The organism is Methylobacterium gossipiicola, assembly GCF_900113485.1.
In the GTDB taxonomy this organism is placed as follows: Bacteria; Pseudomonadota; Alphaproteobacteria; order Rhizobiales; family Beijerinckiaceae; genus Methylobacterium; species Methylobacterium gossipiicola.
This window is the reverse complement of sequence record NZ_FOPM01000005.1, coordinates 72,185-97,395: the sequence shown is the minus strand read 5'-3', so window position 1 is coordinate 97,395 and position 25,211 is coordinate 72,185. Positions and strand designations below refer to the sequence as shown.

Genomic DNA, 25,211 nt, shown 5'->3' with positions numbered 1-25,211 from the left:
GCGAGATGCCGAGCTACAAGGCGCCGGTCGAGGACGTTCTGTTCATTCTGAACGACGTGCTCGGGTTCCAACGTCAAAGCAATCTCAAGGGCTTCGCCGATGCCTCGCCCGATGTGGTCGAGGCGGTGCTGACCGAGGGCGCCAAGCTCGCCGAGGAGGTGCTGGCCCCCCTCAACGCCGTCGGCGACCGCGAGGGCTGTACCCGGCAGGCCGATGGCAGCGTCACCACGCCGAAGGGCTACCGCGCCGGTTACGATGCCTATGCCAAGGGCGGCTGGATGGGCCTCTCGGTGCCGGAGGAATTCGGCGGCCAGGGCCTGCCCCACACCCTCAACACCGCGATTCAGGAATTCGCCTCCGGCGCCAATCTGGCGCTGAGCATGTATCCGGGTCTGACCCAGGGGGCGATGGCGGCCCTCCTCGTCCACGGTTCGGACGAGCAGAAGGCGACCTACCTACCCAAGATGGTCGAGGGCGCCTGGACCGGCACCATGAACCTCACCGAGCCGCATTGCGGCACGGATCTCGGTCTCCTCAAGACCAAGGCGGTGCCGAACGGCGACGGATCCTACAGCCTCACCGGCACCAAGATCTTCATCTCAGCCGGCGAACACGACCTCTCCGAGAACATCGTGCACCTCGTCATCGCCCGGATCGAGGGCGCTCCGGCTGGCACCAAGGGTATCTCCCTGTTCGTGGTGCCGAAGTTCCTGGTGAATCCGGACGGTTCGCTCGGCGCCCGCAACGGCGTATCCTGCGGCTCCATCGAGCACAAGATGGGCATCCACGGCAATTCGACCTGCGTCATGAACTACGACGGCGCCACGGGCTGGCTCGTCGGCCAGGAGAATCGCGGCCTCAACGCCATGTTCGTGATGATGAACGAGGCGCGCCTCGCCGTCGGCGTCCAGGGGCTCGGCCAGTCCGAGGTCGCCTATCAGAACGCCGTGGCGTACGCGAAGGATCGGCTTCAGGGTCGGGCGCTCACCGGCGCCAAGGCCCCCGACAAGGCGGCGGATCCCATCATCGTCCACCCGGACGTGCGCCGCACCCTCATGGGCATCCGCGCCTTCAACGAAGCGGCCCGCGCCCTGATGCTGTGGACCGCCCTCCAGGCGGATATCGGCCACCGCTCCGAGGATGCGGCCGAGCGGCAGCGGGCCGAGGACCACATGGGTCTGATGACTCCGGTGGTGAAGGCGGTGCTGACCGACAAGGGTTTCGCCAATGCCGTCGAGGCACAGCAGATGTTCGGCGGCCACGGCTACATCGAGGAATGGGGCATGTCGCAGTTCGTGCGCGATGCTCGCATCGCCATGATCTACGAGGGCGCCAACGGCATCCAGGCCATGGATCTCATCGGCCGCAAGCTGCCGAAGGACGGCGGCCGCGCCATGATGGGCTTCCTCGCCGAGGTGCAGACCTTTGTGAAGGACCATGGTGAGGACGAGGGCTTGAAGCCCTTCGTCGGCCCGCTCCAGGCCGGGCTGAACGATCTCCAGGGCGCCACCATGTGGTTCATGCAGAACGCCTTCTCGAAGCCCGACAATGCCGGCGCCGGCGCCACCGACTATCTGCACCTCCTCGGCCTCGTGGCCCTCGGCTACATGTGGGCGCGCATCGCCAAGGCGGCGCTCGCCAGCCAAGCCGAGGCCGCGTCCGACCGGATGGCCGACAAGCTCGTGGTCGGCCGCTTCTTCATGGAACGGATGCTTCCCGAAACGGCCCTGCGGCTGGTGCGGATCAAGGCCGGGTCGGAGACGACCATGGCGCTTGCCGCCGAGGCGTTTTAGACCCCGCCGACGCAAGCTCTCCTCCTCCTCGCGGGGAGGAGCCGGCGGTGGGGTGGTCGGGTGCCCCTCAGCCGGTCGAGGCTGGCGGCGCCACCCCACCCGTATCCCCCACGAGGGGGAAAAACGCCCGAGTCTTTAGGGTCGAGACAGCGAGGACGCGCATGCCCGAGGCTTATATCTACGACCACGTCCGCACCCCCCGGGGACGCGGCAAGCCGGATGGGTCGCTGCATGAGGTGACGGCCCTGCGGCTGGCCGAAGTGGCGCTGCGCGCCCTGAAGGATCGCAACGGCCTCGATACGAAGCGCGTCGACGACGTGATCCTCGGCTGCGTCGATCCCGTGGGTGAGGCCGGCGGCGACATCGCCCGCGCCGCCGCCCTGGTGGCCGATTACGGCACCCACGTGCCGGGTGTGCAGATCAATCGCTTCTGTGCCTCGGGCCTCGACGCCGTGAACTTCGCCGCCGCGCAGGTCATGGCGGGCCAGCATGACATGACCATCGGGGGCGGCGTCGAATCCATGAGCCGCGTCGGCCTCGGCGCCTCGGGCGGCGCGTGGCCCGTGGACCCGGCCATCGCCATCAAGTCGTGGTTCATGCCGCAGGGCGTATCGGCCGACCTCATCGCGACCAAGTATGGCTTCTCCCGCGCCGATTGCGACGCCTACGCCGTCGAGTCACAGAAGCGTTCGGCCGCCGCCTGGGCCGAAGGCCGCTTCGCCAACGCCGTGGTGCCCGTGCGCGACATCAACGGCATAACGTTGTTGGCCACGGACGAGCACATGCGGCCGTCCACCGACATGCAGTCGCTGGGCCAGCTCAAGGCGTCGTTTATCCAGATGGGCCAGATGGGTGGGTTCGACGCCGTCGCCGTGGATGCCCATCCGGATGTCGAGGCCGTGGAGCACGTCCACCATGCCGGCAACTCGTCGGGCATCGTTGATGGTGCCGCCGCCGTGCTCATCGGCTCGCGCGACGCCGGGGACGCCGCCGGTCTCAAGCCGCGCGCCCGCATCCGGGCCTTCGCCAATATCGGCTCGGACCCGGCCCTGATGCTCACCGGCCCCGTCGACGTCACCCGCAAGGTGCTGGCCCGCTCGGGCCTCGGCCTCGGCGACATCGACCTGTTCGAGGTCAACGAAGCCTTCGCGGCCGTGGTCCTGCGCTTCCAGCAGGCGTTCGACCTCGATCCCGCCAAGGTTAACGTTTGCGGCGGCGCCATCGCCATGGGCCACCCCCTCGGGGCCACCGGGGCGATGATCCTCGGCACCGTTCTCGACGAATTGGAGCGCACCGGGAAGGAGCGCGCCCTCGTCACACTCTGCATCGGTGCCGGCATGGGCACGGCCACGATCATCGAGCGGGTCTGATCCGTTTCCGGTCCTTTGGATACGGCAACTGCCAAACCCCTCGAAACACTGGTAGATGGCGGCGCCCGTCGCGTCCGCGCGACGGGTTCAAACCATAAGAACTGGAAGAGACGCCACCATGACGCGCCTGCTCGCTACCCTCTGCCTCACCACCGCCCTGTGCCTGCCGCTCAGCGCCCGCGCCGACGACGCAGCTGACCGCGTGTCGGTGGCGAAGGAACTGGTGCAAAAGACCCTGATCAAGAACCTCGAGACCGGCTTCACCGGCGCCCTTGAGAAGACCGTCGCGACGATGCCCGAGGAGAAGGCCGAGGCCGTGCGAAAGGAGGTCCGCGCCGAGTTCGACAAGCAACGCGAGGTCATGCTCGACGGTCTGTCGAAAGCCTATGCCGAGAAGTTTACCCTCGACGAGCTGAAGCACCTCAGCGGCATCTACGACGACAAGACCTACCAGAAGTTCCAGGCCGTCAACGCCGATCCGGCATCCAGCGTCACGGCGATCTCGCAAGCTTCGGTGACGAAGCTCCTCAACATGCTCGCCATCGCGCAGGCCGGCGACAGCAAGGCCGGCACCCCGCCCCTGCCGACGCCGGTGCGCTAGGATCGCGGCGCGTGCCGGTCTCCCCCGTGCTCACGCTCCCCTGCCCTCCGGCCCGGATTCGTCCGATCCGGGGAGCGGGCTCAGGCGACGAGTCGGGGGGGCGTCGGCTCCGTGGTGGTGGACCCCGAATATCCCGTGACGGGCGGCAGATGTTCGATGGCGGGTCGGGCGAAGTAGTAACCCTGGAACAGGCTCGCACCCAGGTTCCGCAAAGTGGCGAGTTCGGCTTCCGTCTCCACCCCCTCGGCGATCACCGCGATGTCGAGGTCGCGGGCGATGGCGATGAGGTTGCCCACGATGACCTGCCGGCGCCGGTCGGTGTCGATGCCGCGCAGGAGGTCCATGTCGATCTTGATGAGGTCGGGCTGGAAGTTCGTCAGCAGGCTCAGGCCGGCGAAACCGGCGCCGAAATCGTCGAGTGCCGTGAGGAAGCCCTGCTTGCGGTACTCGGTGACGATGTTCGTGACATGAGCGGTGTCCCGGAACTTCTCGTTCTCGGTGAACTCGAACATGATCCGGTCATGGGAGAAGCCGGCCCGGCGCGCGGCTTCGAGGGACGAGCGAATGCAGGCCGCCGGCTCGTAGACGGCGTTGGGCATGAAGTTGATGGACAGGCGGGTCCGGTCGTCCGCCGGGAACAGGCGCCCGGCGAGGTCGATGGCCTTGACCCGCGCCGCCTGATCGAACCGGTAGATGGTCTCGGGTGTGACCCGTTCGAGGATGGCCCCGGCCGGCTGGCCCTCGGAGCCCCGCACCAGGGCCTCGTAGCCCCAGACGCGGCCCGCCGCGACATCGAGGATCGGCTGGAACGCCATGGTGAAGGTGAAGTCGAGGGCAGCGCCCTCGCCGCACCCTTTGCAGCGGGTCCGTGCAGTCATCGCCAGTTTCCTGAATGCGGTTTCTCCCCCCGCGTTCTCGGTCTGCACCCGCAAGTTTTGAGATTGGCTTAAGGGCATTCGGCCCGACTCTTCGACCCGAATTTTCGACCCGAACCCGAGGATCAGCGATGGATCTCACCAATTTTCGTTTCGAGACCGATGCCGACGGTATTGCCCTCGCGACCTGGGACATGCCGGGCCGCTCCATGAACGTCTTCACCAACGCGGTGATGGACGATCTCCATGCGGTCATCGACGCCGTGGTGGCCGATCCGACGATCAAGGGTTGCGTCATCACCTCGGGCAAGGACAACTTTTCCGGTGGCGCCGACCTCACCATGCTGCAGGGCCTCGGTCGGGCCTTCGAGACGCTCAAAGCCGAGCGCGGCGAAGAGGAGGCCATGCGCCACTTCTTCGAGGAGTCACGTCGGCTCACCCTGCTGTTCCGGAAACTCGAAACCTGCGGCAAGCCGTTCGCGGCGGCGGTGAACGGCATCTGCCTCGGCGGCGCGTTCGAACTCGCCCTGTCCTGCCATCACCGGGTGCTGTCGGACGATCCGAAGACCCGTGTCGGCCTGCCCGAGATCAAGGTCGGGCTGTTTCCGGGGGCCGGCGGCACCCAGCGCGTGCCCCGCCTGATGCAGACGGGCGACGCCCTCCAAATGCTGTTCAAGGGTGAGCAGATCCGCCCCCTCATGGCGAAGAACATGGGCCTCGTGCACGAGGTCGCGGGCAAGGATGAGATCGTCGGCAAGGCGAAGGCCTGGATCCTCGGCGGCGGCTCGGCCGTGGCCCCGTGGGACGTGCCGAAGTTCAAGGCGCCGTCCGGCAAGGTCTATTCGCCGGCCGGCATGATGACCTGGCCGCCCGCCAACGCCATCTATCGCCGCGAAACCCATGACAATTACCCCGCCGCCAAGGCGATTCTGGGCGCCGTCTACGAGGGGCTGCAACTGCCCATGGATCTCGCCCTGCGAGTCGAGAGCCGGTACTTCGCCAAGATCCTGCGCTCCAAGGAAGCGGCGGCCATGATCCGCACGCTGTTCCTGTCCATGGGCGAACTCAACAAGGGCGCGCGCCGTCCGAAGGATGTGGCCCCAACCTCCGTCAAGCGGGTCGGCGTCGTCGGCGCCGGCTTCATGGGCGCGGGCGTCGCCTATGTCTCGGCCCATGCCGGTCTCGACGTGGTTCTCATCGATCAGTCGACGGAAGCGGCCGAGAAGGGCAAGGCCTATGCCCACAAGCTCGTCACCGACCAGATCAACAAGGGCCGCGCCAAGACCGCCGACCGGGATGCCCTGCTGGGGCGGATCACCACCAGCGCCGACTACGCTGACCTCGCCGCCTGCGATCTCGTCATCGAAGCGGTCTTCGAGGACCCGGCGGTGAAGGCCGAGGTCATCGCCAAGGTCGAAGCCGCCATTCGGCCTGATGCGATCTTCGCCTCCAACACCTCGACCCTGCCGATCACCGGCCTCGCCCGGACCTCGGCCCGACCGGAGAACTTCGTCGGCATCCACTTCTTCTCCCCCGTGGAGAAGATGATGCTGGTCGAGATCATCAAGGGCGACCAGACCGGGGACACGGCGCTGGCCACGGCCCTCGACTACGTGCGGACCATCAAGAAGACCCCCATCGTGGTGAACGATGCGCGGGGCTTCTTCGCCAACCGCTGCGTCGGCGCCTACCTCCTCGAAGGCCACACCATGCTCAACGAGGGCATCCCGGCGGCCATGATCGAGAATGCCGGCCGTCAGGCCGGTATGCCCGTGGGGCCGCTCTCCCTGACGGACGAGGTGGCGGTCGATCTCGCCCTCAAGATCGTCAAGGCGACGGAGGCGCAACTCGGCCCCGACAGCATCGATCCAGCGCAGAAGACACTGCTCACCACCCTGGTGGAGGGCGAAGGCCGGCTCGGCCGCAAGAACAAGCGTGGCTTCTACGATTACCCGGAGGGCGCGCCGAAGCGCCTGTGGCCCGGCCTGAAGGCGCTGCAGACCAATCCGGTCGATGCCGAGGCGGTGGATTTCGAGGAGTTGCAGCAGCGCCTCCTCGTGGTCCAGGCCCTGGAGGCGGCCCGCACCGTCGGCGAGGGCGTGGTCACCGATCCGCGCGAGGCCGATGTCGGTTCGATCCTGGGGTTCGGCTTCGCGCCTTTCACGGGCGGGGCCCTGTCGTATATCGACTTCATGGGCGCGAAGGCCTTCGTGGCCCTGGCGCAGAGGCTGGAGGCCAAGCACGGGCCGCGCTTCGCGGTGCCGCAGAACCTGCTGGATATGGCCGAGCGCGACGGCACGTTCTACGGCGACGCGGCGGCTCGCAAGGCGGCCTGATACGACGCGCATCGTTTATTCGGGAAACGGGTGTCGAAGGGCATAGCCCTTCGCGGGTCCAGGGCTGGCCCTGGCCTTCCGTCGGGCTCCGCCCGATACCCGCCCAAGGGATGATCCCTTGCCCGAGGGAGATTCCTTGCCCGAGGGAGATTCCTTGGGAACCCCTAAACCTCGAGGCTGGCGCCCCGGCGCAGGTGTTCGTCGAGGCGGGGCATGATCTCGACGAAGTTGCAGGGGCGGTGGCGATAGTCGAGCTGGGCGGCGAGGATCCCGTCCCAGGCATCGCGACAGGCACCGGGTGAGCCGGGTAGGACGAACACGTACGTCGCATTCACGACTCCGGCCGTCGCCCGGGATTGCAGCGTCGAGGTGCCGATCTTGTCGTAGGAGATGCGGTGGAACACCGCCGAGAAGCCGTCCATCCGTTTCTCGAACAACGGTTCGAGGGCCTCCGGAGTCACGTCGCGGCCGGTGAAGCCGGTGCCGCCCGTGGTGAGGACCACGTCGACGGCAGGGTCCCGCGACCAGGCCTCGACCTGCCCCCGGATACGGTCGATCTCGTCCGGCACGACGGCCCGCGCGGCGAGGCTGTGCCCCGCCGCCGTGAGCCGATCCCGCAGGGTGTCGCCCGAGCGGTCGTCCTCAAGGGAACGGGTGTCCGACACCGTCAGCACCGCGATCCGCAGGGGAATGAAGCTTCGCGTCTTATCGGCTGCGACCATGGCTTTCGCGCCTCTCAACGATGGGGTCAGTTCCCCGCCGCCCGGAAAGTATCACAGGATTTGGTCTGGCCGCTGCGGTAGCCGGTCATGAACCAGCGCTGGCGCTGAGCCGACGAGCCGTGCGTGAACGAATCCGGCACCGCATAACCCTGCGACTGCTTCTGCAGCTTGTCGTCGCCGATGGCGCTGGCGGCATTCATCGCTTCCTCGATGTCGCCGGGCTCCAGGGCATTGTACTTGTCGTTGGAGTTCTTCGCCCAGACGCCGGCCAGACAATCGGCCATGAGTTCGACGCGCACGGAAAGCTGGTTCGACTCGACCTTGCTCGACGCCGCCTGCTGGCGCCCCTGGACCTTGCCGAGGATGCCGAGTTCGTCCTGAACGTGGTGGCCGACTTCGTGAGCGATGACGTACGCGTAGGCGAAGTCGCCCTTCACGCCGAACTTCTGCTCCATTTCCTTGAAAAAGGAAGTGTCGAGATAGATCTTCTTGTCGAGCGGGCAGTAGAACGGCCCCATGGCGGCCTGGGCCGAGCCGCAGCCGCTGCGAGTTCCGCCGGTATACAGCACCATGGTGGTGGGCCGGTATTGCCGTCCGGTCTGGTTCGGCAGGATCTCCTTCCAGACGTCTTCTGTGTTGCCGAGGATCGCGGCGGCGAAGCGTCCGCTCTCGTCCGTCGGCTTCGTGCCGCGTCTTGCCTGCGTCTGCGGATCGACCTGTTCCTGACGCGAACGACCGCCCCCCGTCATCTGCTCGGCGCCGCCGATGAGCACGGCGGGGTTGATGCCCGTCACCCAGCCGATAATGCACAGGATGACGATGGCGCCGATGCCGAGACCACCGGCGCCGCCGCCCGGAAAGCCGCCCCCACCGCCGCCTTCACCACGACGATCCTCGACATTGTCCGAACTGCGGAAATCTTCCCAGCGCATCTCTTCGCCACCACTCGTCCCGGACCGCGCGACGACGACGCGCGCCGGAACCAATCCCCGCGCGCGCCATACGGTTCCGCTTGGCTGCTGCCTAACCGCCTTGTGCTTTGCCGTCGAGGGCCGCGCGGAGGGTGCGAAAATCCCGCCAGGCGAGGCGCTTCTGTAGGGGCTGGCGCAGGAGGTAGGCCGGATGCAGGGTCGCGAGGACCCGGATCTCCCGGTCCCCCACCCGGTAGGGATAGAACCGGCCCCGCGTCTTCAGGATTCCGTCCTTCGTGCCGGTAATGGCCTGGGTCGAAAGCCCGCCGACGCAGACGATGATGTCGGGATCGGCGAGTTCGATCTGCCGCTCGATGAACGGCTTGCAGATGGTGACCTCCTGCGGCGTCGGATTGCGGTTGCCCGGGGGCCGCCAAGGCACGACGTTGGCGATGTAGGCGCTGGTCCGGTCGAGGCCGATGGCCGCCATCATCCGGTCGAGGAGCTTGCCCGAGCGGCCCATGAACGGCTTGCCGACGCGATCTTCGTCGGCGCCGGGCGCCTCACCGATGAACATGAGCTTGGAGGCCGGATTGCCGTCGGCGAAGACAAGGTTCTTCGCCGTGAACTTCAGCGGACAGCCGTCGAAGCCCGCCAGTAACTTTTCGAGGTCTTCGAGGGATGTCACGTCCTTGGCGCGGGCGCGGGCATCGCCGGCGGCGGCCTCGGGGCGCGCGGCGGCCGATTGTCCGAAGGTTCGGGCCGGGGACGGAGCCTCGCCACGGGGCGGCAACTCCCGGCGTGGTGGGGCGATGGGCTCCGGGGCCGGTTCGGCGACGCGCGCAGCGGGCCGCGGCGGGGCGTCCACCTCCGCGAAGCGATCGTGCGGCTCCTCGTCGAGCATGAGATCGACCCCCGCCGCGACGTGGAAGTCGAGGGTGGCGATGAGGTCGCGCTGGCGGTCTTCGCTCGCAGTCATAGCACCGGATGTGGCGTGTTCGACGCCTGTGGACAACCGGGCACGCGACCGCCACGGCGCTGCGCCCACGCCTTTCGCACCGCGCGACTCTTCACCACGACGGGGATCACGCTTCTCTGGCCGCTTGCGTTCCCATCTTGGAATCGGTTGAGAGTGATCGCAATCGGTTGTTTCGGCCTCGCTCGGCGGGGTGCGACAGGAGGATGACGGAATGGCACTGCCCGAACGCGAGGGGATGGATTTCGACGTGGTGATCGTCGGCGCCGGGCCGGCCGGCCTCGCCGCCGCCATCCGCCTGAAGCAGCTGTCGTCCGACGTCACGGTGGTGGTGGTCGAGAAGGGCTCGGAGGTCGGCGCCCATATCCTGTCGGGCGCCGTCGTCGATCCGGCCGGGCTCGATACGCTCGTGCCCGACTGGCGGACGGACGAGGACCGTCCCCTGAAGACCGCCGTGGAGCGGGACGAGTTCATGTTCCTGACGAAGAACAGCGGCGTCACCATGCCGAACCTGTTCTTCCCCAAATTCATGTCGAACCACGGCAACTTCGTCGGTTCGCTCTCCAATGTGACGAAATACCTCGCGGTCAAGGCCGAGGCGCTCGGTGTCGAGATCTATCCGGGCTTCCCGGCCGCGGAGGTGCTCTACGACGACAGGGGCACGGTGGTCGGCATCGCCACGGGCGACCTCGGCATCGGCCGCTCCGGCGAGCCGCGCGACGACTACACTCGCGGCATGGAGCTGCGCGGCAAGTACACGATCTTCGGCGAGGGCGCGCGCGGATCGCTCACGAAGACACTGATCGACCGGTTCAAGCTCAACGCCAACAGCGACCACCAGAAATACGGCCTCGGCGTCAAGGAACTCTGGCAGCTCAGCCCGGACAAGTTCCAGGCCGGCCTCGTGCAGCACACCATGGGCTGGCCCCTGCCGAACAAGGCCGGCGGCGGCTCGTGGCTCTACCACTTCGACGATCACCTCCTGTCCGTCGGCTTCGTCACGCACCTGAACTACGAGAACCCGACCCTGTCGCCGTTCGAGGAGTTCCAGCGGTTCAAGACCCACCCGATGATCCGCGAGACCTTCGAGGGGGCCAAGCGCATCGGCTACGGCGCCCGCGCCATCATGGAGGGCGGCTGGCAATCGGTGCCGAAGCTCGTGTTCCCCGGCGGCTGCCTCGTCGGCGATTCCGCCGGCTTCGTGAACGTGCCGCGTATCAAGGGCTCGCACAACGCGGTGCTGTCGGGCATCCAGGCGGCGGAGGCCATCGCGCAGGCCCTCGAATCCGGCCGCCAGGGCGACGAACTCGCAGCCTATGAGAATGGCTGGCGCGACAGCGCCATCGGCCAGGACCTGAAGCGCGTGCGCAACGTCAAGCCCCTGTGGTCGAAGTACGGCACCCTCGTGGGCGTCGGCCTCGGCGGAGCCGACATGTGGGCCAACACCCTCCTGGGCACTTCGCTGTTCGGCACCCTGAAGCACGGCAAGCCCGATCACGCCTGCCTCAAGCCGCTCTCCGAGGTGACGCCCATCGTCTACCCGAAGCCGGACGGCAAGCTGACCTTCGATCGCCTCTCGTCGGTGTATCTCTCGAACACCAACCACGAGGAGGACCAGCCGCCTCACCTCAACGTGAAGAACCTCGACCTGCAGAAGGCATCGGAGCACGACGTCTATGGCGGCCCCTCGGCGCGCTACTGCCCAGCCGGCGTCTACGAGTGGGTGGCTGATGCGGCCCAGAGCGACGGCGTGCGCTACCAGATCAACGCGCAGAACTGCGTCCACTGCAAGACCTGCGATATCAAGGACCCGAACCAGAACATCAACTGGGTGACGCCGGAGGGACCGGGCGGGCCGAACTACCCCAATATGTGACCCCGACGCAGCCGCAGGGCGGGAGGCCCGCATCGATCATTCCGGCCCATGCGCGGCGGCGTTACGCCTTGCGGGCCGGGTGGGAAGAGTCCAGTGTCCCGCCCGATCAAGCGCCGGCCCCGGTTCGGGCCGGCGCGCAGACTCCGTGAACGGTGCCCATGAACGGAAACGCCAAGACTTCTCGGATTGGCCGCCGCACCCTGTCGGCCCTCGCCCTCTGCCTCGCGGCGACCGTGTCGGTTCAGGCGGCGCAGCCCCGGGAATCGACCCCCCTGCCCGAGTTCGAGCCGGCGGAATCCCTGGAGGGCAACTTCCTCGCCGCCTATATCGCGGGGGCCTCGAAGGACACGGCGGCGGCAGCCAGCTTCTACCGCGAGGCCGTGAAGGCCGATCCGCGCAACACCGAACTGCTGGAGCGGGCCTTCGTGTCCCTCCTCGCCGACGGTGCCCTGCCGGATGCGTTCCGGGCGGCCGAGCGTCTCACGAGCCGCGACGGCACCAACGGCCTCGCGCAGCTCGCCCTCGGGGTGCGCCAGATCAAGGCCGGTCAGTTCGCGCAAGCGCGCCAGAACTTCGCCCGCAGCGGCCGGGGGGCGGCGGCCGACCTCACGGCGACGCTCCTCACCGCCTGGGCCTTCGCCGGGGCGGGCGACGGCAAGCGTGCGCAGGAAACCATCAACAAGCTGAAGGGCGAGCGCAACTACAGCACCTTCCGGGACTATCATGCCGGCCTCATCGCCGCCGTCACGGGAGACCAGGCCGAGGCCGAGCGCCGCCTGAAGGCGGCTTATGACGGCGACCACAACACCCTGCGGGTGGTCGATGCCTATGCCCGCTTCGAGGCCCAGGCGGGCCGTACCGATCTGGCGATCCAGGCCTACAGCGATTTCGACAAGCTGCTGCCGCGCCACCCCATCGTGCGCGATGCCTTGAATCGCCTGAAGGAGGGCAAGCCCCTCCCCCGCCTCGTCACCACGGCGCAGGAAGGGGCCGGTGAGGTGCTGTACGGCCTCGGCTCCGCCGGCTCGACGCAGGGCGACGAGTTGCCCGCCGTGGTCTACCTGCGCCTCGCCCTGTATCTCGCCCCCGAGCACGCCCTCGCGCGCCTGACCCTGGCCGATATCCTCGACCGGATGAAGCAGCCCGAGCGCGCCAACGAGACTTATGCGCAGATCCCGGCGAACTCGCCCCTGCGCCTCAATGCCGACGTGCAGATCGGCCTGAATCTCGAGCAGATGGGCAAGGGCGAGGAGGCGATCCAGCACCTCGACGCGGCCATGAAGGCCCATCCCAACGACATCGACGTCATCACGGCCCTCGGCAACGTGCAGCGCTCGCGCAAGAAGTACGAAGAGGCGGCCGAGACCTATAGCCGGGCCATCAGCCTCATCGGCGACCAGCCGGCCTCGAACTTCTGGACGACGTTCTACTTCCGCGGCACGGCCTACGAGCGGGCCAAGCAATGGGTCAAGGCCGAGGCCGACCTCAAGAAGGCCCTCGAACTCGTGCCGCCCTCGCAGCCGGCTGCCCGCGCGCAGGTGCTGAACTACCTCGCCTATTCCTGGGTCGATCAGAACATCAACATCGACGAAGCCTTCACCATGCTGAAGCAGGCCGTGGACGCGAGCCCGCGCGACGGCATGATCATCGACAGTCTCGGGTGGGCCTATTTCCGCCTCGGACGCTGGGACGAGGCCATGCGCGAGCTGGAGAAGGCCATCGAGCTGAAGCCCGGCGATCCGACGATCAACGACCACCTCGGCGATGCCTATTGGCGCGCCGGCCGCCGCCTCGAAGGCAAGTTCCAATGGCAGCACGCCAAGGATCTGAACCCCGATCCGGAGGAGCTCGAGAAGATCAACGCCAAGCTCAAGGACGGCCTGCCCGAACTCGACAAGCCGGCCGCCACCGCCGAGAATCCGCCCGCTGAAAAGGTGAATCCCGAACTACCGAAGGGTGCTCCGGCCCCGAGCGAGCCGCCGGGTGCAGCCGACAAGAAGAGCGGCGGCTGATTGCCGACGACTTGACGCGGACGGGGAAGCGGGGCCAGACCGGCGCCCCGATCCCCGAACAGAACGTCGAGAGCCCGTGTCAATCCTCGTCACCCGCGCTCCGGCGAAGATCAACCTCACGCTTCACGTCCTCGGCCGCCGCGCCGGGGACGGCTACCACGAGCTCGAAAGCCTCGTGGCGTTCTCGGGGGCGGGCGACGCCCTCTCCCTCGTGCCGGGCGGCGACCTTACCCTTACGGTGTCGGGTCCAACCGCCGGTCCCGCCGGCCCCCTGGACGACAACCTCGTCATCCGGGCCGCGCGTCACCTGGCCGCGCGCCGGCCGGGCCTGACCCTGGGTGCCTTCCACCTCGTCAAGCGCCTGCCCGTGGCGGCTGGGATCGGTGGCGGCTCGTCGGATGCGGCGGCTGCCCTGCGACTACTCGGTCGCAGCAACGGCCTCGACGCCGCCGATCCCGTGCTTCTGGAGTCCGCGCGGGCGACGGGAGCCGATGTCCCCGTTTGCCTCGATCCCCGGGCGCGGATGATGCGCGGCGCCGGGGAAAGCATCGGCGCCGCCCTCGGTATGGCGCCTCTCCCCGCCGTTCTCATCAACCCCGGTGTGCCCGTCGAGACCGCTCCGGTGTTCCGGGCCCTCGGCCTCGCCGTCGGCGAGCGGCATCGTCCCGAGCCGCATCCGGAGATTGCCTCGGGCGCCGATGCCGAAGCGGTTCTGGCGGCGATCGGTCCGGCCCGGAACGATCTCGAGAAGCCGGCCCTTGGCCTCGCCCCGGTCATCGGCGCGGCCCTGGAGGCGTTGTCCCGCGAGCCCGGCTGCCGGCTCGCCCGCATGTCGGGCTCCGGAGCGACGGTGTTCGGCGTGTTCTCCGACCGCTCCATGGCGGCGCGGGCGTCGCGCCGTATCCTGCTGGCCCATCCCGCTTGGTGGGTGAAGCCGGTCGTGCTGCGCTGACAGCAACACCACGCAATCCCGCGCAGTCGCCGCCCGGCGCGAGGAGAAGAATATCTTTACGGTGATGAAAGGGTCTTGCGGTTAGTGTGCCTCCGCCAGGGAGCGGTGGATGGACCAGACGAGAGAGACTTCCTGGAATCGGGACATGCTGCACGAGGCCATCTGCCTCGTCCTCATCGCTCTGTGTATCTGGGTCGCCGGGACGCAGCTCGATCTGTTCCGGCATCTCCTGAATTTGACCGGCGTGCAGCGGCTGCAGGACGCTTTCATGCTGGCGGTCTGCATGAGCGTCGGGCTCTTCGTCGCGTCCCTGAACAAGTCGCGCAAGCTCCGCCGGGCCGTCCTCGCGCGTGATGCTGCCCGTGATCAAGCCGATTTCGCCGGCCGCCACGACGCTCTCACGAAGCTCGCCAACCGCCGGATGTTTCAGGACGCTCTGGGACATCTCCTGTCGCGGTCCGATGCGGGAACGGTCGCGGTGCTCGCCATCGACCTCGACCGATTCAAGCCGGTGAACGATCTGCACGGTCGCGGCGCCGGTGATGCGGTTCTGTGCGCCGTCGCTGAGCGACTTCGCGTCCTGGCCCCTCCGAATGGGCTCGTGGCCCGGATCGGTGGCGACGCGTTCGCTCTGTTGGTGAACGGCCTCGACGGCGAAGCCGCGACGCACCTGGGCGAATCTATCGTGGCGAGCCTGGTGAAACCCGTGTCGTGGGAACAGACCCGCATCGAGATCGGCGCCACCATCGGCATCGCCCTCGGTTTGCCGGGCCACACCGATGCCGTGTCGCTCCTGCACGAGGCTGAAGTGGCCCTGGATCGTGGCAAGCGCGACGGTCGGGGGACCGTCTGCCTGTTCCACCTCGACATGGAGCGTGCCCTCAAGCGCCGCGCTCGCATCGAGGGCGATCTCTGTCTCGGCATCGAGCGCGGTGAGATCGAGCCGTTCTACCAGCCCGTGGTACGCTTGCCCGGCCGCGAACTCATCGGCTTCGAGGTTCTGGCGCGCTGGCACCATCCCGAGCACGGCCTCCTCGGTCCGAACGAGTTCATCGCCCTCGCCGAAGAGACCGGCATGATCTCCGATCTCACGTGGTCGATCATGCGCAGGGCCTTCAACGACGCCAGATCCTGGCCGGCCCACCTGCAACTCGCCATCAACATCTCGCCGCTGCAATTGCGGGACCGGATGCTGCCGCAGCGCATCCTCGCGATCCTGACCGAGACCGGGTTCGCCCCCGGACGCCTGGAGATCGAGATCACCGAGACCGCCCTCGTGAACGATCTCGACGCCGCGCGCGTCACTCTCAAGTCTTTACAGAATTTCGGCGTACGGATCGCCCTCGACGATTTTGGGACCGGCTATTCCAACCTTCACCACCTGCGCGAATTGCAGTTCGACAAGCTGAAGATCGACCGCAGCTACATCGCCTCGCTTCCCCTCGGGGAGGACCCGGGCAAGATCGTCGATGCGATCATCGCGCTCAGCGCGAATCTCGGCCTATCCACCACGGCGGAGGGAATCGAGACCGAGTCGAGTGTCGACCGCCTCGCCGATCTCGGCTGCACCTACGGGCAAGGCTTTCTGTTCGGTCGGCCCATGACCAAGCTGGCGACGGACGAACTCCTCGCGCAATGGTCGGATGCCAGCGGCAACATCGTGATCGCCGATCCCACGGCTGCGGCGAACGAACAGAGGATGCCCCTGGCCATCGCCGTCTGATTCCGTTTCGGATCAGCCAACCGGACTATGGCGAGCGCCGATCCTCTTCCCCGGAACGAGAGGCAGCCCTTCACGTCTCACTGACGCGAGCCGATCGACCGGAAGCGGCACGATCCGGTCCGCACGCGATCGGAGCGGAACCGAGAGGCCCGGGTGGTGCTGGAGCGAACGCGCTCAGTGCGCGCGAGCGATGCAGAAATCCACCACCTGCAGCAGGGCCTGCTTCATCGGACCTTTCGGAAAAAGCCCGAGGGCGTCGCGGGCCATGGCGCCGTAATGGCGGGCCCGTTCCAGGGTGTCTTCGAGGGCCCGGTGGCCGCGCAGGATGGTGAGTGCCGTCGCGAGATCCTCGTCCGACACGTCCCCCGCCTCCAGGGTGCGCTTCCAGAAGGCGCGCTCGGCGTCGGTGCCTCGGCGGAACGCCAGCACAATGGGCAGGGTGATCTTGCCCTCACGAAAATCGTCCCCGACATTCTTGCCGAGGCTTGCGCTGGTTCCGCCGTAGTCGAGGACGTCGTCCACGAGCTGGAACGCGATGCCGAGATTCATGCCGTAGGCGCGGCAGGCCGCCTGTTCCGCCCGCGGGCGCTCGGCGATGACCGGCCCGACCTCGCAGGCGGCCGCGAACAATTCGGCGGTCTTGGCTCGGATGACGGCGAGGTACTCGTCTTCCGTCGTCTCGGTGTTCTTGGCGGCGGCGAGCTGCATCACCTCACCCTCGGCGATCACCGTGGCGGCGGCCGAGAGAATGTCGAGGGCCTTCAAGGACCCGACCTCGACCATCATGCGGAAGGCTTGCCCGAGGAGGAAGTCGCCGACGAGGACGCTGGCTTCGTTGCCCCACTTGATCCGGGCCGCGACGCTGCCCCGGCGCATGTCGCTCTCGTCCACGACATCGTCGTGCAGGAGGGTCGCCGTGTGCATGAACTCGACGCTGGCCGCGAGTTTCACGGCGCCGTCGCCGGCATAGGCGCACATATCCGCCGTCGCGAGGGTGAGGATCGGGCGCAGGCGCTTGCCGCCGGATGCGATAAGGTGGTTGGCCACCTCCGGGATCATCTGCACGGACGAGCCGGTGCGCGACAGGATGGTCGCGTTGACGCGCTCCATGCCCGTGGCGACGAGGGCCACGAGGTCCGTCAGGCTCGCTTCCGGATCGGGACGGTTCTCGTCCAAGGGTATTACGACGCCCAAAACCCCGTTGCCTCCCAACCCGACGGCCGAATGCGGGTCCATTGAAACCGACCCGTATGCTCAAATCCGTCTTGCGTGACCGACTTCCGTGCGGCACCCCATTCGCATGGGCTCGGAGGCGCTGCAACACGCAGCATGCCGCAAGGCTCGCGGACCACGACCGAATCCGCCCCTCCCCCGACCGTTCCCGTTGGAAACCGCGATGACCGAACTCATTCGCAGCAACGATATCATTCTCATCGGGTTCGCCGAGTCCCTCCTCGTCGGCGCTGAGATTCCCGCCTTCGTCGCCGACAACCATATGAGCGGACTCGAGGGCTCCATCGGGGCGTTCGCGCGCCGGCTGCTGGTGCCGGCCGATCACGCGGCGCGGGCGCGGCGATTGCTCACGGAGGCGGGTCTCGCCCATGAACTGCGCGACGCCTGAGCCGGCCGCGTCCGCTTCCTGGCTCGGAGGCCGCCTGCGGCTGCGCCAGCCCGAACGCGGCGCCCATCGCGCAGGTACGGATGCGGCGTTGCTCGCGAGCCTCGTCCGGCCCTCCCCGGGCCTCACCGTCTGCGATGTCGGCGCCGCCACGGGGGCCGTGGGCCTCGCCGTCGCCCTCCGGGCACCGGATTGTCGCGTGATCCTGGTCGAGCGCGACCCGGATCTCGCCGCCCTCGCCTGGGACAACGCGACCCTGAACGGAGTGTCGGACCGAACCACCATCATCGCCGCAGACGTGCTCGCGCGGGGAAACGAGCGCCGCGCCGCCGGCCTCGTGCCGGCCCTCGCCGACCTCGTTCTGACCAACCCGCCGTTCTTCGAGACCGGTCGGCACCGGGCATCCCCCGTCGCCGGCAAGGCTGCGGCGCACACCTTTCCGGTGAACGGCCTCGACGGCTGGCTACGAACCTGCGTCGAACTTCTGCGCCCCCGGGGACGCCTCGGGATGATCCACCGCGCCGATGCCTTGCCGGACTGCCTCGACGCCCTGCGGGGCCGGTTCGGCGCCATTTTGGTCCGCCCCGTGCAGGCTCACGCCGCGGGCCCGGCGATTCGAGTCCTCATCTCGGCCGTGAAGGGGAGCCGGGCGCCGTTCACCCTGGCCGCGCCCCTCGTGCTGCACGCCCAGGACGGATCGTTCACACCCGTCGCCATGGCGCTGGCATCGGGCACGGCCTGGATCGAAGACGGCGACGCGCCCTGAGCGCGTTGGCGAAGTCGGGACCACGACCCATCTTTGAGAGAACCCACCCGTCCCGCGCGGCTTCCGCGTCCTTATCCTGACGAGACATCATGGCATTCACGATCCCGGCCGGGCTGCGGTCGCTCCTTCCCGCGCGCTGGCGCAAGCGCAAGCCCCGGGTCGCGGTGGTGCGTCTCGATGGCGCCATCGGAGCGGTGTCGCCGTTCCGGCAGGGTCTCTCCATGGCGAGCCTTGCCGCTCCCCTGGAGCGGGCCTTCGCGACGCCGCGCATCGCGGCCGTGGCCCTGGTGATCAACTCGCCCGGCGGCTCTCCGGCGCAATCGCACCTCATCCATCAGCGCATCCGGGCGCTCGCCGCCGAAAAATCCCTTCCGGTCTATGCCTTCGTGGAGGATGTGGCGGCCTCGGGCGGCTATATGATCGCCTGCGCGGCCGACGAGATCGTAGCCGACCCCACCTCCCTCATCGGGTCCATCGGCGTGGTCTCGGCGGGTTTCGGGTTCGACCGCTTCATCGAACGCCTCGGCGTCGAGCGCCGCGTGCACACGCAGGGCGAGGCCAAGGCGATGCTCGATCCGTTCCGGCCGGAGAACCCCGACGACATCGCCCGTCTTAAGCGGATTCAGGCCGACGTACAGGATCTGTTCACGACCCTGGTCCGAGGGCGCCGTTCCGGCCTCGATCCGAACGGCGAGAACCTGTTCACCGGGGCGGTGTGGACCGGGCGCCAAGCCGTGAGCCTCGGCCTCGTGGACGGGTTGGGCGATGCGCGGTCCAGCCTCCGCGCCCGTTTCGGCGCGGACGTGGAACTGGTGATGATCGCCGAGAAGAAGGGTTCGCTCATCGCTCGCATCCTGCGGCGAGCCGGTCCCGGAAGCACCGCCGGCTTGGCCGGCGAAGCCATCGCGGCCATCGAGGAGCGCACGGCTTGGGCCCGATTCGGTCTTTGAAGGCCGTTCCGGAATACCGAAAGATCATCCCTTCGGCGGATGCCGGGCCAAGCCCGGCAAATCCCAGCGTTCAGCGCGCGCAGGCTTCGCTGCCGTAACCGGCATACACGACCCGGACCTTGCGGGTGCAGGTCTCGGCCTGAACCGGGGCCGGCACGGTCACGACCTCGATGGTGGTGATCGGCGCCGGCATGGTCACGGCGGCGGGGTTTTCCTGGGTCGCGAAGGCGTTGGAGGCACTCATCACCAGCGGGGTGGCGACAAGGGATGCGGCGGCGATGGCGGTGAACACTGCGAAAGACGAGCGCATGGCGCGTTGATCCAATTGGTCGCCGGTCGATCGCGACGGCGAAGACTGCGTGATTGCTGGATCAACTTGGCAGGGAGCGTGACAGTTCCGGCAGCCCACGCCAAATGTGTCGGAATTGCGTGCGACGGCACACGGACTTCGCTTGACACCCCCGGCCCGCCTCTTAAACGCTGGCCGCCCGTTTCCGGACCGGATTGCCCATGTCGAGCGCCGTCGATCTCTCGCCCCAAACCTCGTTCCAGGGGCTGATCCTGACGCTGCAGCGGTTCTGGGCGGCGCAGGGCTGCGTGATCCTGCAGCCCTACGACATGGAAGTGGGCGCCGGCACCTTCCACCCGGCGACCACCCTGCGGGCCCTCGGGCCGAAGCCCTGGAGGGCGGCCTACGTTCAGCCGTCGCGCCGCCCGAAGGACGGGCGTTACGGCGAGAACCCCAACCGGCTGCAGCACTATTACCAGTTCCAGGTGATCCTGAAGCCGAACCCGGAGAACCTTCAGGAACTCTACCTCGCTTCCCTCGATGCCATCGGGGTCGATCTCAAGCTCCACGACATCCGCTTCGTCGAGGATGATTGGGAGAGCCCGACCCTGGGCGCCTGGGGCCTCGGCTGGGAATGCTGGTGCGACGGCATGGAAGTCAGCCAGTTCACCTATTTCCAGCAGGTGGCCGGCGTCGAATGCGCGCCCGTGGCGGGCGAACTGACCTACGGCCTCGAACGCCTCGCCATGTACGTTCAGGGCGTCGAGAACGTCTACGACCTGAACTTCAACGGCGGTGAAGGCGACGACAAGGTCACGTATGGCGACGTCTTCCTACAATCGGAGCAGGAATATTCGCGCCACAATTTCGAAGCCGCCGACACCGCGATGCTGTTCCGGCAGTTCACCGACGCCGAGAAGGCGTGCCGGAGCTACCTCGACGCCGGGGCGCCGACGGACGAGGCCGGCCCGCACCGGATGGCGCAGCCGGCCTACGACCAGTGCATCAAGGCCAGCCACGTGTTCAACCTCCTCGACGCGCGCGGGGTGATCTCCGTGACGGAGCGGCAGAGCTACATCCTGCGGGTGCGCGAGCTCGCGAAGGCGTGCGGCGCGGCCTACCTCCGGACGGCGGGCGGCGGCGCAGCCTGATCAGACCACCTCTTCTTCGAGCCAAACCGAGGGTTGGGCTCGAAGGAGGTCCGGCGGTCGAGAGCCGCCGCGCGGGCAGACCTCGATGGGTCGGGTTTATTGAGGTCTGGTCTAGTGCATCAATCCAGACGGAGGCTTCAGCCGAGTCTGGGAAAATTGATGCAAAACAAAAGCCTCGTGCTCTGGCGCATGAACGAAGTGATTGCGTCACAGCACGAGGATGCCGGGCTCTGCCCGACTTTCGCCGGAGGGGTAATCCCTTCGGGATCCCGATGAGGCACGGGGGATGCGGATGGATTGGATCGGGCGGGCGGGCATCATCGCCGTTTGTCTGTCCGCCTTGGCCGGTCCGGCCCTGGCGGACGAAACGCCCACCGACGTGGTTCGCCGTCTCTATGCCGAGCCCGGGGCAGGCGCGTCCCCCCTCCACACCACCCGCCTGCGGGCCCTGTTCGGCGCAGATGTGCGACCACGATCCGGGGGCGCTCTGACCTTCGATTATCGGGTGAACCACGAACCCGTCGCCCGCGACGTCACCGGCGATGTCAGCTTCGTCGAGACGCGTGCCGGTCCGGCGCGGGCGGAGGTCGATGTGAGCCTCGTCGACGACCGGCCGCAGCGCCTCGTCTACACGGTGGTCCGCGAGGACGGTGTCTGGCGTATCGACGAGGTTCGCTCGATGGGTGAACCGAGCTGGGTGCTGTCGGCCCTCCTGAAGGGAGACACCCACTGACGGTGGCCGCATGAGCGCCCCCGTCATCGCGGCGGTTCTCTGCGCGGCCGCCCTTCACGCGGGCTGGAACGCCGTCCTGCGCGGCGGCCTCGACCGGCTCTGGGCCTCGGCCCTGATGTGCCTCGGCATGGCGGCCGCGTCCGCTGTGGCCCTGTTGGTTCTACCCCTGCCGGCGCCCGCGAGCTGGCCCTATGCCGCCGCGTCCGGCGGGCTCCACCTCGGCTACATGTTCGCCCTCACGGCAACCTACCGCGCGGGCGAGCTCGGCGAGACCTATGCCATCGCCCGGGGCGCGTCGCCGGTCCTCGTGGCTTTGGCCGCCGCCGGGGTGGCCGGCGAGCGCCTTGGCCCTACGGCCTGCCTCGGCATCGGTCTGGTCTCGGCCGGGATCCTGTCCCTCGCCCTCCGCACGGGGTTCCACCTTAAGGCGCTGCCCGTCGCCATCCTGACGGGCATCTTCATCGCAGCCTACACCGTGGTGGACGGCATCGGCGTGCGGCTGGCGGGGGACGCCATCGCCTACACGGCGGCGATGTCCCTGTCGTGGTGCCTCGTCCTGCCGCTCCTCGTCGTCGCGTGGTCGCGGGGCATTCCCCGCGCCACAATGAGCCAGACCCTGTGGGGCCTCGGCGGCGGATTCGCCGCCATCCTGGCCTACGGCATCGTCATCTGGGCGATGCAGCACGACGCCATGGGGGCGGTCTCGGCTCTGCGCGAGACCAGCGTGGTCTTCGCCGCCGTCATCGCCCGTCTGTTCCTCGGCGAGGAGCTGACGGCCCGGCGTCTGGCGAGCTGCTGCGCCATCACCCTGGGGGCCGCGTGCCTCGCCCTCTCGGGGTGAGGCCGCACCCCTCGACACCCCGTTCGGCCCGTCTTATTGCCTGCCCATGCCCGATCTGCTCCTTGAACTCCGCTCCGAAGAAATCCCCGCCCGCATGCAGCGGCGCGCGGCGGAGGACTTGAAGAAGCTCGTCACGGACGCGCTGGTTGAGCGCGGCTTCCTCTATGACGGCGCCAAGGCGTTCGCGACGCCGCGCCGCCTCGCCCTACACATCGCCGGCCTGCCGGCGCGCGGCAAGGATGTGCGTGAGGAGCGAAAAGGCCCCCGCGTCGGCGCGCCCGACGGGGCGGTGCAGGGCTTCCTCAAGAGTTCGGGCCTCGCCAGCCTCGATCAGGCGACGGTCGTTTCCGATCCGAAGAAGGGTGAGTTCTACGTCGCCGTCATCGAGAAGCCCGGCCGCGACACCCTCGATGTCCTGGCCGAGATCCTGCCGGCGATCATCCGGGCGTTCCCGTGGCCGAAATCCATGCGCTGGGGCAAGGCGTCCGCCCAGCCCGGTGCCTTGCGCTGGGTGCGCCCGCTGCAATCCATCGTCGCCACCTTCGGCCCCGAGACCGAGACGCCCGAGGTGGTGCCGTTCAGCATCGACGGCATCGCGGCCGGGACCACCACTTACGGCCACCGCTTCCTCGCGCCCGAGCCCATCGAGGTCCGCCGCTTCGACGATTACGTCGCCGCCCTGGAGCGCGCCAAGGTCGTGCTCGACGCGGATCGGCGCAAAGACATCATCCTGCACGACGCCCGCGACCTCGCCTTCGCGCGCGGCCTCGAACTCGTGGAGGACGAGGGCCTGCTCGAAGAGGTGGCGGGCCTCGTCGAATGGCCCGTGGTGCTCCTCGGTACCTTCGACCCCGCCTTCCTCGACATCCCGGCCGAGGCCATCCGGGCGACGATCCGGGCGAACCAGAAGTGCTTCGTGCTGCGCGAAGCCGGTTCGGACCGTCTCGCCCCGGCCTTCATCCTCACCTCGAACCTCGTCGCCAGCGACGGGGGGGTGGCCATCACGGCCGGCAACGAGCGCGTCGTCCGCGCGCGCCTGTCGGACGCGAAGTTCTTCTGGGAGACCGACAAGGCGATCAAGCTCGAAGACCGGATGCCGAAGCTCGACACCATCGTGTTCCACGAAAAGCTTGGCACGCAGGGCGAACGGGTGAAGCGCATCGCGGCTCTCGCGCGGGAACTCGCACCGCTGGTCGGAGCCGACGCCGATTTCGCGGAGCGCGCGGCGCGCTTGGCCAAGGCCGATCTCGTCACCGAGATGGTCGGCGAGTTTCCCGAGCTTCAGGGCCTCATGGGCCGGACATATGCGGCTCTGCAGGGCGAACACGCGAGCATCGCGGCTGCGGTCGAGGATCACTATAAGCCGGTCGGTCCCTCAGACCGCGTCCCGACCGATCCCGTCGCCATCGCCGTGGCGCTGGCCGACAAGCTCGACACACTGGTCGGGTTCTGGGCCATCGACGAGAAGCCAACGGGCAGCAAGGACCCATATGCCCTGCGGCGTGCGGCCTTGGGCGTGATTCGGCTGATCACCGAGCGGCAGGTGAGATTGAGGCTGCTGGAGCAGTTCGACGCTGCCGGTCAAGCTTTGTCTCACAAGTCCGCTGACGCGCCTGCCAAGACGAAGACTAATTATCTCACCGACCTCCTGGCCTTCTTCGCCGATCGTCTAAAAGTCTACCTCCGCGACCAGGGCGCCCGCCACGATCTCATCGACGCCGTGTTCGCTCTGCCGGGCCAGGACGACCTTCTGATGGTGGTGCGCCGCGTTGAGGCGCTGGGCCAATTTCTCGAAACCGAGGACGGCAAGAACCTCCTCGCCGGCTACAAGCGCGCAGCCAACATCCTGCGCATCGAGGAGAAGAAGGACGGGCGCACCTATGAGGACGCACCCGATGCAGGCCTGGCGGCGCAGGGCGAGCCCGAGGAGCGTGCCCTTTCGGACGCCCTCGTCTCGGCGCGCGAGGCGGCCTCGAAGGCCGTCGCGGCGGAGGATTTCGCCGGGGCCATGCGGGCCCTGTCGAGCCTGCGCGCGCCCGTCGATGCGTTCTTCGACAAGGTCACGGTGAACGCCGACGATCCGGCCCTGCGCCGCAACCGCCTCGCCCTCCTCAACGCCCTGCGGGCCGCCACTCGCGAAGTCGCGGACTTTTCCCGCATCGAAGGCTGAGATCGTCTTCAAATAATCGCCACGGATCGGTGAAGCGCGACGGGCTCCCTCCCCTGGAAGGAAAGGGTTGGGGTGAGGTGTGGTCGATCTCGGAAGCGGTCACACCTCATCCTGTCCCTCGTCGGCAGGGTGCGGGGACCCGCGCGCACGATCCGTCGCAGCCAGTACGACGTCATCGGTCCTGGGGAATTTGCGCAAGAACGGCGGAGCATTGGGAACGGTCCCCCGCACTGTCCCGTTAGGTGCGCAGATTTACCTGACGGAGTTTTCTCGATGCGCTCTTCGCTTCTCGCCGCCGCCACCCTGGCGCTCGTCATCGGCGCCCCGGCCCTGGCCCAGGCCGAGACCACGGTCATCCACCGCGACGGTCCCGATGTCGTGGTCGAGCGGCCCGCGAGCGAGCGCAAGACCGTGGAAACCCGCGAGAGCGGTGACGGCTGCTCCTCGAAGACCGTGACGCGTGAGAACGACGTCGGTGACCGCAAGACCGTCACCAAGGAGGTTTGCGACTAAGCGTTCCACCTCGACAGATCAGGCCCGGCGAAA

At 67.8% G+C, this 25,211-nt stretch carries 22 protein-coding genes; 16 read left to right on the top strand and 6 right to left on the bottom strand.

What is annotated here, in order from left to right; all coding sequences use genetic code 11:
* The first annotated feature begins 5 nt into the window (after nucleotides 1-5).
* The 3 genes from BM249_RS05845 (at nucleotide 6) to BM249_RS05835 (ending at nucleotide 3,764) form a co-directional block, all read left to right on the top strand.
* Nucleotides 6-1,793 (top strand): acyl-CoA dehydrogenase C-terminal domain-containing protein, encoded by a 1,788-nt coding sequence (locus BM249_RS05845; RefSeq protein WP_091969899.1) that lies wholly within the window; start codon nucleotides 6-8, stop codon nucleotides 1,791-1,793.
* Between the two features lie 161 nt (nucleotides 1,794-1,954).
* Entirely contained in the window at nucleotides 1,955-3,163 is a 1,209-nt protein-coding gene (locus BM249_RS05840) for an acetyl-CoA C-acetyltransferase (protein WP_091969898.1), read from the top strand.
* Nucleotides 3,164-3,281: 118 nt separating this feature from the next.
* The gene (locus BM249_RS05835; protein WP_091969897.1) at nucleotides 3,282-3,764 is read left to right on the top strand and encodes a DUF2059 domain-containing protein; all 483 of its coding nucleotides are present in this window, start codon (nucleotides 3,282-3,284) and stop codon (nucleotides 3,762-3,764) included.
* 80 nt (nucleotides 3,765-3,844) lie between these two features.
* On the opposite strand, the gene BM249_RS05830 is transcribed toward BM249_RS05835, so the two are convergent.
* Nucleotides 3,845-4,642: an EAL domain-containing protein gene (locus tag BM249_RS05830; protein WP_091969895.1), complete on the bottom strand. Its 798-nt coding sequence runs from the start codon at nucleotides 4,640-4,642 to the stop codon at nucleotides 3,845-3,847.
* A 128-nt stretch (nucleotides 4,643-4,770) separates the two neighbouring features.
* Here BM249_RS05830 and BM249_RS05825 point away from each other — a divergent pair, with 128 nt between their 5' ends.
* On the top strand, nucleotides 4,771-6,975 hold the full coding sequence (locus BM249_RS05825) for a 3-hydroxyacyl-CoA dehydrogenase NAD-binding domain-containing protein (RefSeq protein ID WP_091969893.1): 2,205 nt from the start codon (nucleotides 4,771-4,773) through the stop codon (nucleotides 6,973-6,975).
* Between the two features lie 164 nt (nucleotides 6,976-7,139).
* Here the strand turns inward: BM249_RS05825 and moaB are convergent, their stop codons facing one another.
* From moaB to BM249_RS05810, 3 genes are all read right to left on the bottom strand, one after another.
* Nucleotides 7,140-7,697: a molybdenum cofactor biosynthesis protein B gene (gene moaB / locus BM249_RS05820; RefSeq protein ID WP_091969891.1), complete on the bottom strand. Its 558-nt coding sequence runs from the start codon at nucleotides 7,695-7,697 to the stop codon at nucleotides 7,140-7,142.
* A 26-nt stretch (nucleotides 7,698-7,723) separates the two neighbouring features.
* Nucleotides 7,724-8,629, bottom strand: a complete 906-nt coding sequence (gene ypfJ / locus BM249_RS05815) for a KPN_02809 family neutral zinc metallopeptidase (RefSeq protein ID WP_091969889.1) — start codon at nucleotides 8,627-8,629, stop codon at nucleotides 7,724-7,726.
* Nucleotides 8,630-8,720: 91 nt separating this feature from the next.
* Nucleotides 8,721-9,587, bottom strand: coding sequence for a uracil-DNA glycosylase (locus tag BM249_RS05810; RefSeq protein ID WP_091969887.1), 867 nt, complete (start codon nucleotides 9,585-9,587; stop codon nucleotides 8,721-8,723).
* Between the two features lie 211 nt (nucleotides 9,588-9,798).
* On the opposite strand from BM249_RS05810, the gene BM249_RS05805 reads away from it, so the two are divergent.
* From BM249_RS05805 to BM249_RS05790, 4 genes are all read left to right on the top strand, one after another.
* The gene (locus BM249_RS05805; RefSeq protein WP_091969886.1) at nucleotides 9,799-11,460 is read left to right on the top strand and encodes an electron transfer flavoprotein-ubiquinone oxidoreductase; all 1,662 of its coding nucleotides are present in this window, start codon (nucleotides 9,799-9,801) and stop codon (nucleotides 11,458-11,460) included.
* A 158-nt stretch (nucleotides 11,461-11,618) separates the two neighbouring features.
* The gene (locus tag BM249_RS05800) at nucleotides 11,619-13,472 is read left to right on the top strand and encodes a tetratricopeptide repeat protein (RefSeq protein ID WP_091969884.1); all 1,854 of its coding nucleotides are present in this window, start codon (nucleotides 11,619-11,621) and stop codon (nucleotides 13,470-13,472) included.
* Nucleotides 13,473-13,548: 76 nt separating this feature from the next.
* Entirely contained in the window at nucleotides 13,549-14,424 is an 876-nt protein-coding gene (locus BM249_RS05795) for a 4-(cytidine 5'-diphospho)-2-C-methyl-D-erythritol kinase (protein ID WP_091969881.1), read from the top strand.
* Nucleotides 14,425-14,533: 109 nt separating this feature from the next.
* The gene (locus BM249_RS05790; RefSeq protein ID WP_091969879.1) at nucleotides 14,534-16,147 is read left to right on the top strand and encodes a putative bifunctional diguanylate cyclase/phosphodiesterase; all 1,614 of its coding nucleotides are present in this window, start codon (nucleotides 14,534-14,536) and stop codon (nucleotides 16,145-16,147) included.
* Nucleotides 16,148-16,321: 174 nt separating this feature from the next.
* Here the strand turns inward: BM249_RS05790 and BM249_RS05785 are convergent, their stop codons facing one another.
* Nucleotides 16,322-17,341: a polyprenyl synthetase family protein gene (locus tag BM249_RS05785; protein WP_244528615.1), complete on the bottom strand. Its 1,020-nt coding sequence runs from the start codon at nucleotides 17,339-17,341 to the stop codon at nucleotides 16,322-16,324.
* 202 nt (nucleotides 17,342-17,543) lie between these two features.
* Here BM249_RS05785 and BM249_RS05780 point away from each other — a divergent pair, with 202 nt between their 5' ends.
* The 3 genes from BM249_RS05780 (at nucleotide 17,544) to BM249_RS05770 (ending at nucleotide 19,481) form a co-directional block, all read left to right on the top strand.
* Nucleotides 17,544-17,768, top strand: coding sequence for a putative signal transducing protein (locus BM249_RS05780; RefSeq protein WP_091969875.1), 225 nt, complete (start codon nucleotides 17,544-17,546; stop codon nucleotides 17,766-17,768).
* Nucleotides 17,749-18,531, top strand: coding sequence for a tRNA1(Val) (adenine(37)-N6)-methyltransferase (locus BM249_RS05775; protein ID WP_091969872.1), 783 nt, complete (start codon nucleotides 17,749-17,751; stop codon nucleotides 18,529-18,531). Before BM249_RS05780 ends, BM249_RS05775 begins: the two co-directional genes overlap by 20 nt.
* Nucleotides 18,532-18,620: 89 nt before the next feature.
* Entirely contained in the window at nucleotides 18,621-19,481 is an 861-nt protein-coding gene (locus tag BM249_RS05770) for a S49 family peptidase (RefSeq protein ID WP_091969869.1), read from the top strand.
* A 70-nt stretch (nucleotides 19,482-19,551) separates the two neighbouring features.
* Here the strand turns inward: BM249_RS05770 and BM249_RS05765 are convergent, their stop codons facing one another.
* On the bottom strand, nucleotides 19,552-19,791 hold the full coding sequence (locus BM249_RS05765) for a hypothetical protein (RefSeq protein WP_091969867.1): 240 nt from the start codon (nucleotides 19,789-19,791) through the stop codon (nucleotides 19,552-19,554).
* Nucleotides 19,792-19,991: 200 nt separating this feature from the next.
* Here BM249_RS05765 and BM249_RS05760 point away from each other — a divergent pair, with 200 nt between their 5' ends.
* The 5 genes from BM249_RS05760 to BM249_RS05740 all read left to right on the top strand — a co-directional run bounded on the left by BM249_RS05760 (nucleotide 19,992) and on the right by BM249_RS05740 (nucleotide 25,178).
* Nucleotides 19,992-20,921: a glycine--tRNA ligase subunit alpha gene (locus tag BM249_RS05760; protein WP_091969865.1), complete on the top strand. Its 930-nt coding sequence runs from the start codon at nucleotides 19,992-19,994 to the stop codon at nucleotides 20,919-20,921.
* A gap of 292 nt (nucleotides 20,922-21,213) precedes the next feature.
* Entirely contained in the window at nucleotides 21,214-21,654 is a 441-nt protein-coding gene (locus BM249_RS05755) for a hypothetical protein (protein ID WP_091969863.1), read from the top strand.
* A 10-nt stretch (nucleotides 21,655-21,664) separates the two neighbouring features.
* Complete coding sequence (locus tag BM249_RS05750; protein WP_091969861.1) at nucleotides 21,665-22,495, top strand: EamA family transporter; 831 nt, start codon at nucleotides 21,665-21,667, stop codon at nucleotides 22,493-22,495.
* Nucleotides 22,496-22,541: 46 nt separating this feature from the next.
* Entirely contained in the window at nucleotides 22,542-24,665 is a 2,124-nt protein-coding gene (gene glyS, locus BM249_RS05745; RefSeq protein ID WP_091969859.1) for a glycine--tRNA ligase subunit beta, read from the top strand.
* A gap of 273 nt (nucleotides 24,666-24,938) precedes the next feature.
* On the top strand, nucleotides 24,939-25,178 hold the full coding sequence (locus tag BM249_RS05740) for a hypothetical protein (protein ID WP_091969858.1): 240 nt from the start codon (nucleotides 24,939-24,941) through the stop codon (nucleotides 25,176-25,178).
* Nucleotides 25,179-25,211: the final 33 nt, after the last annotated feature.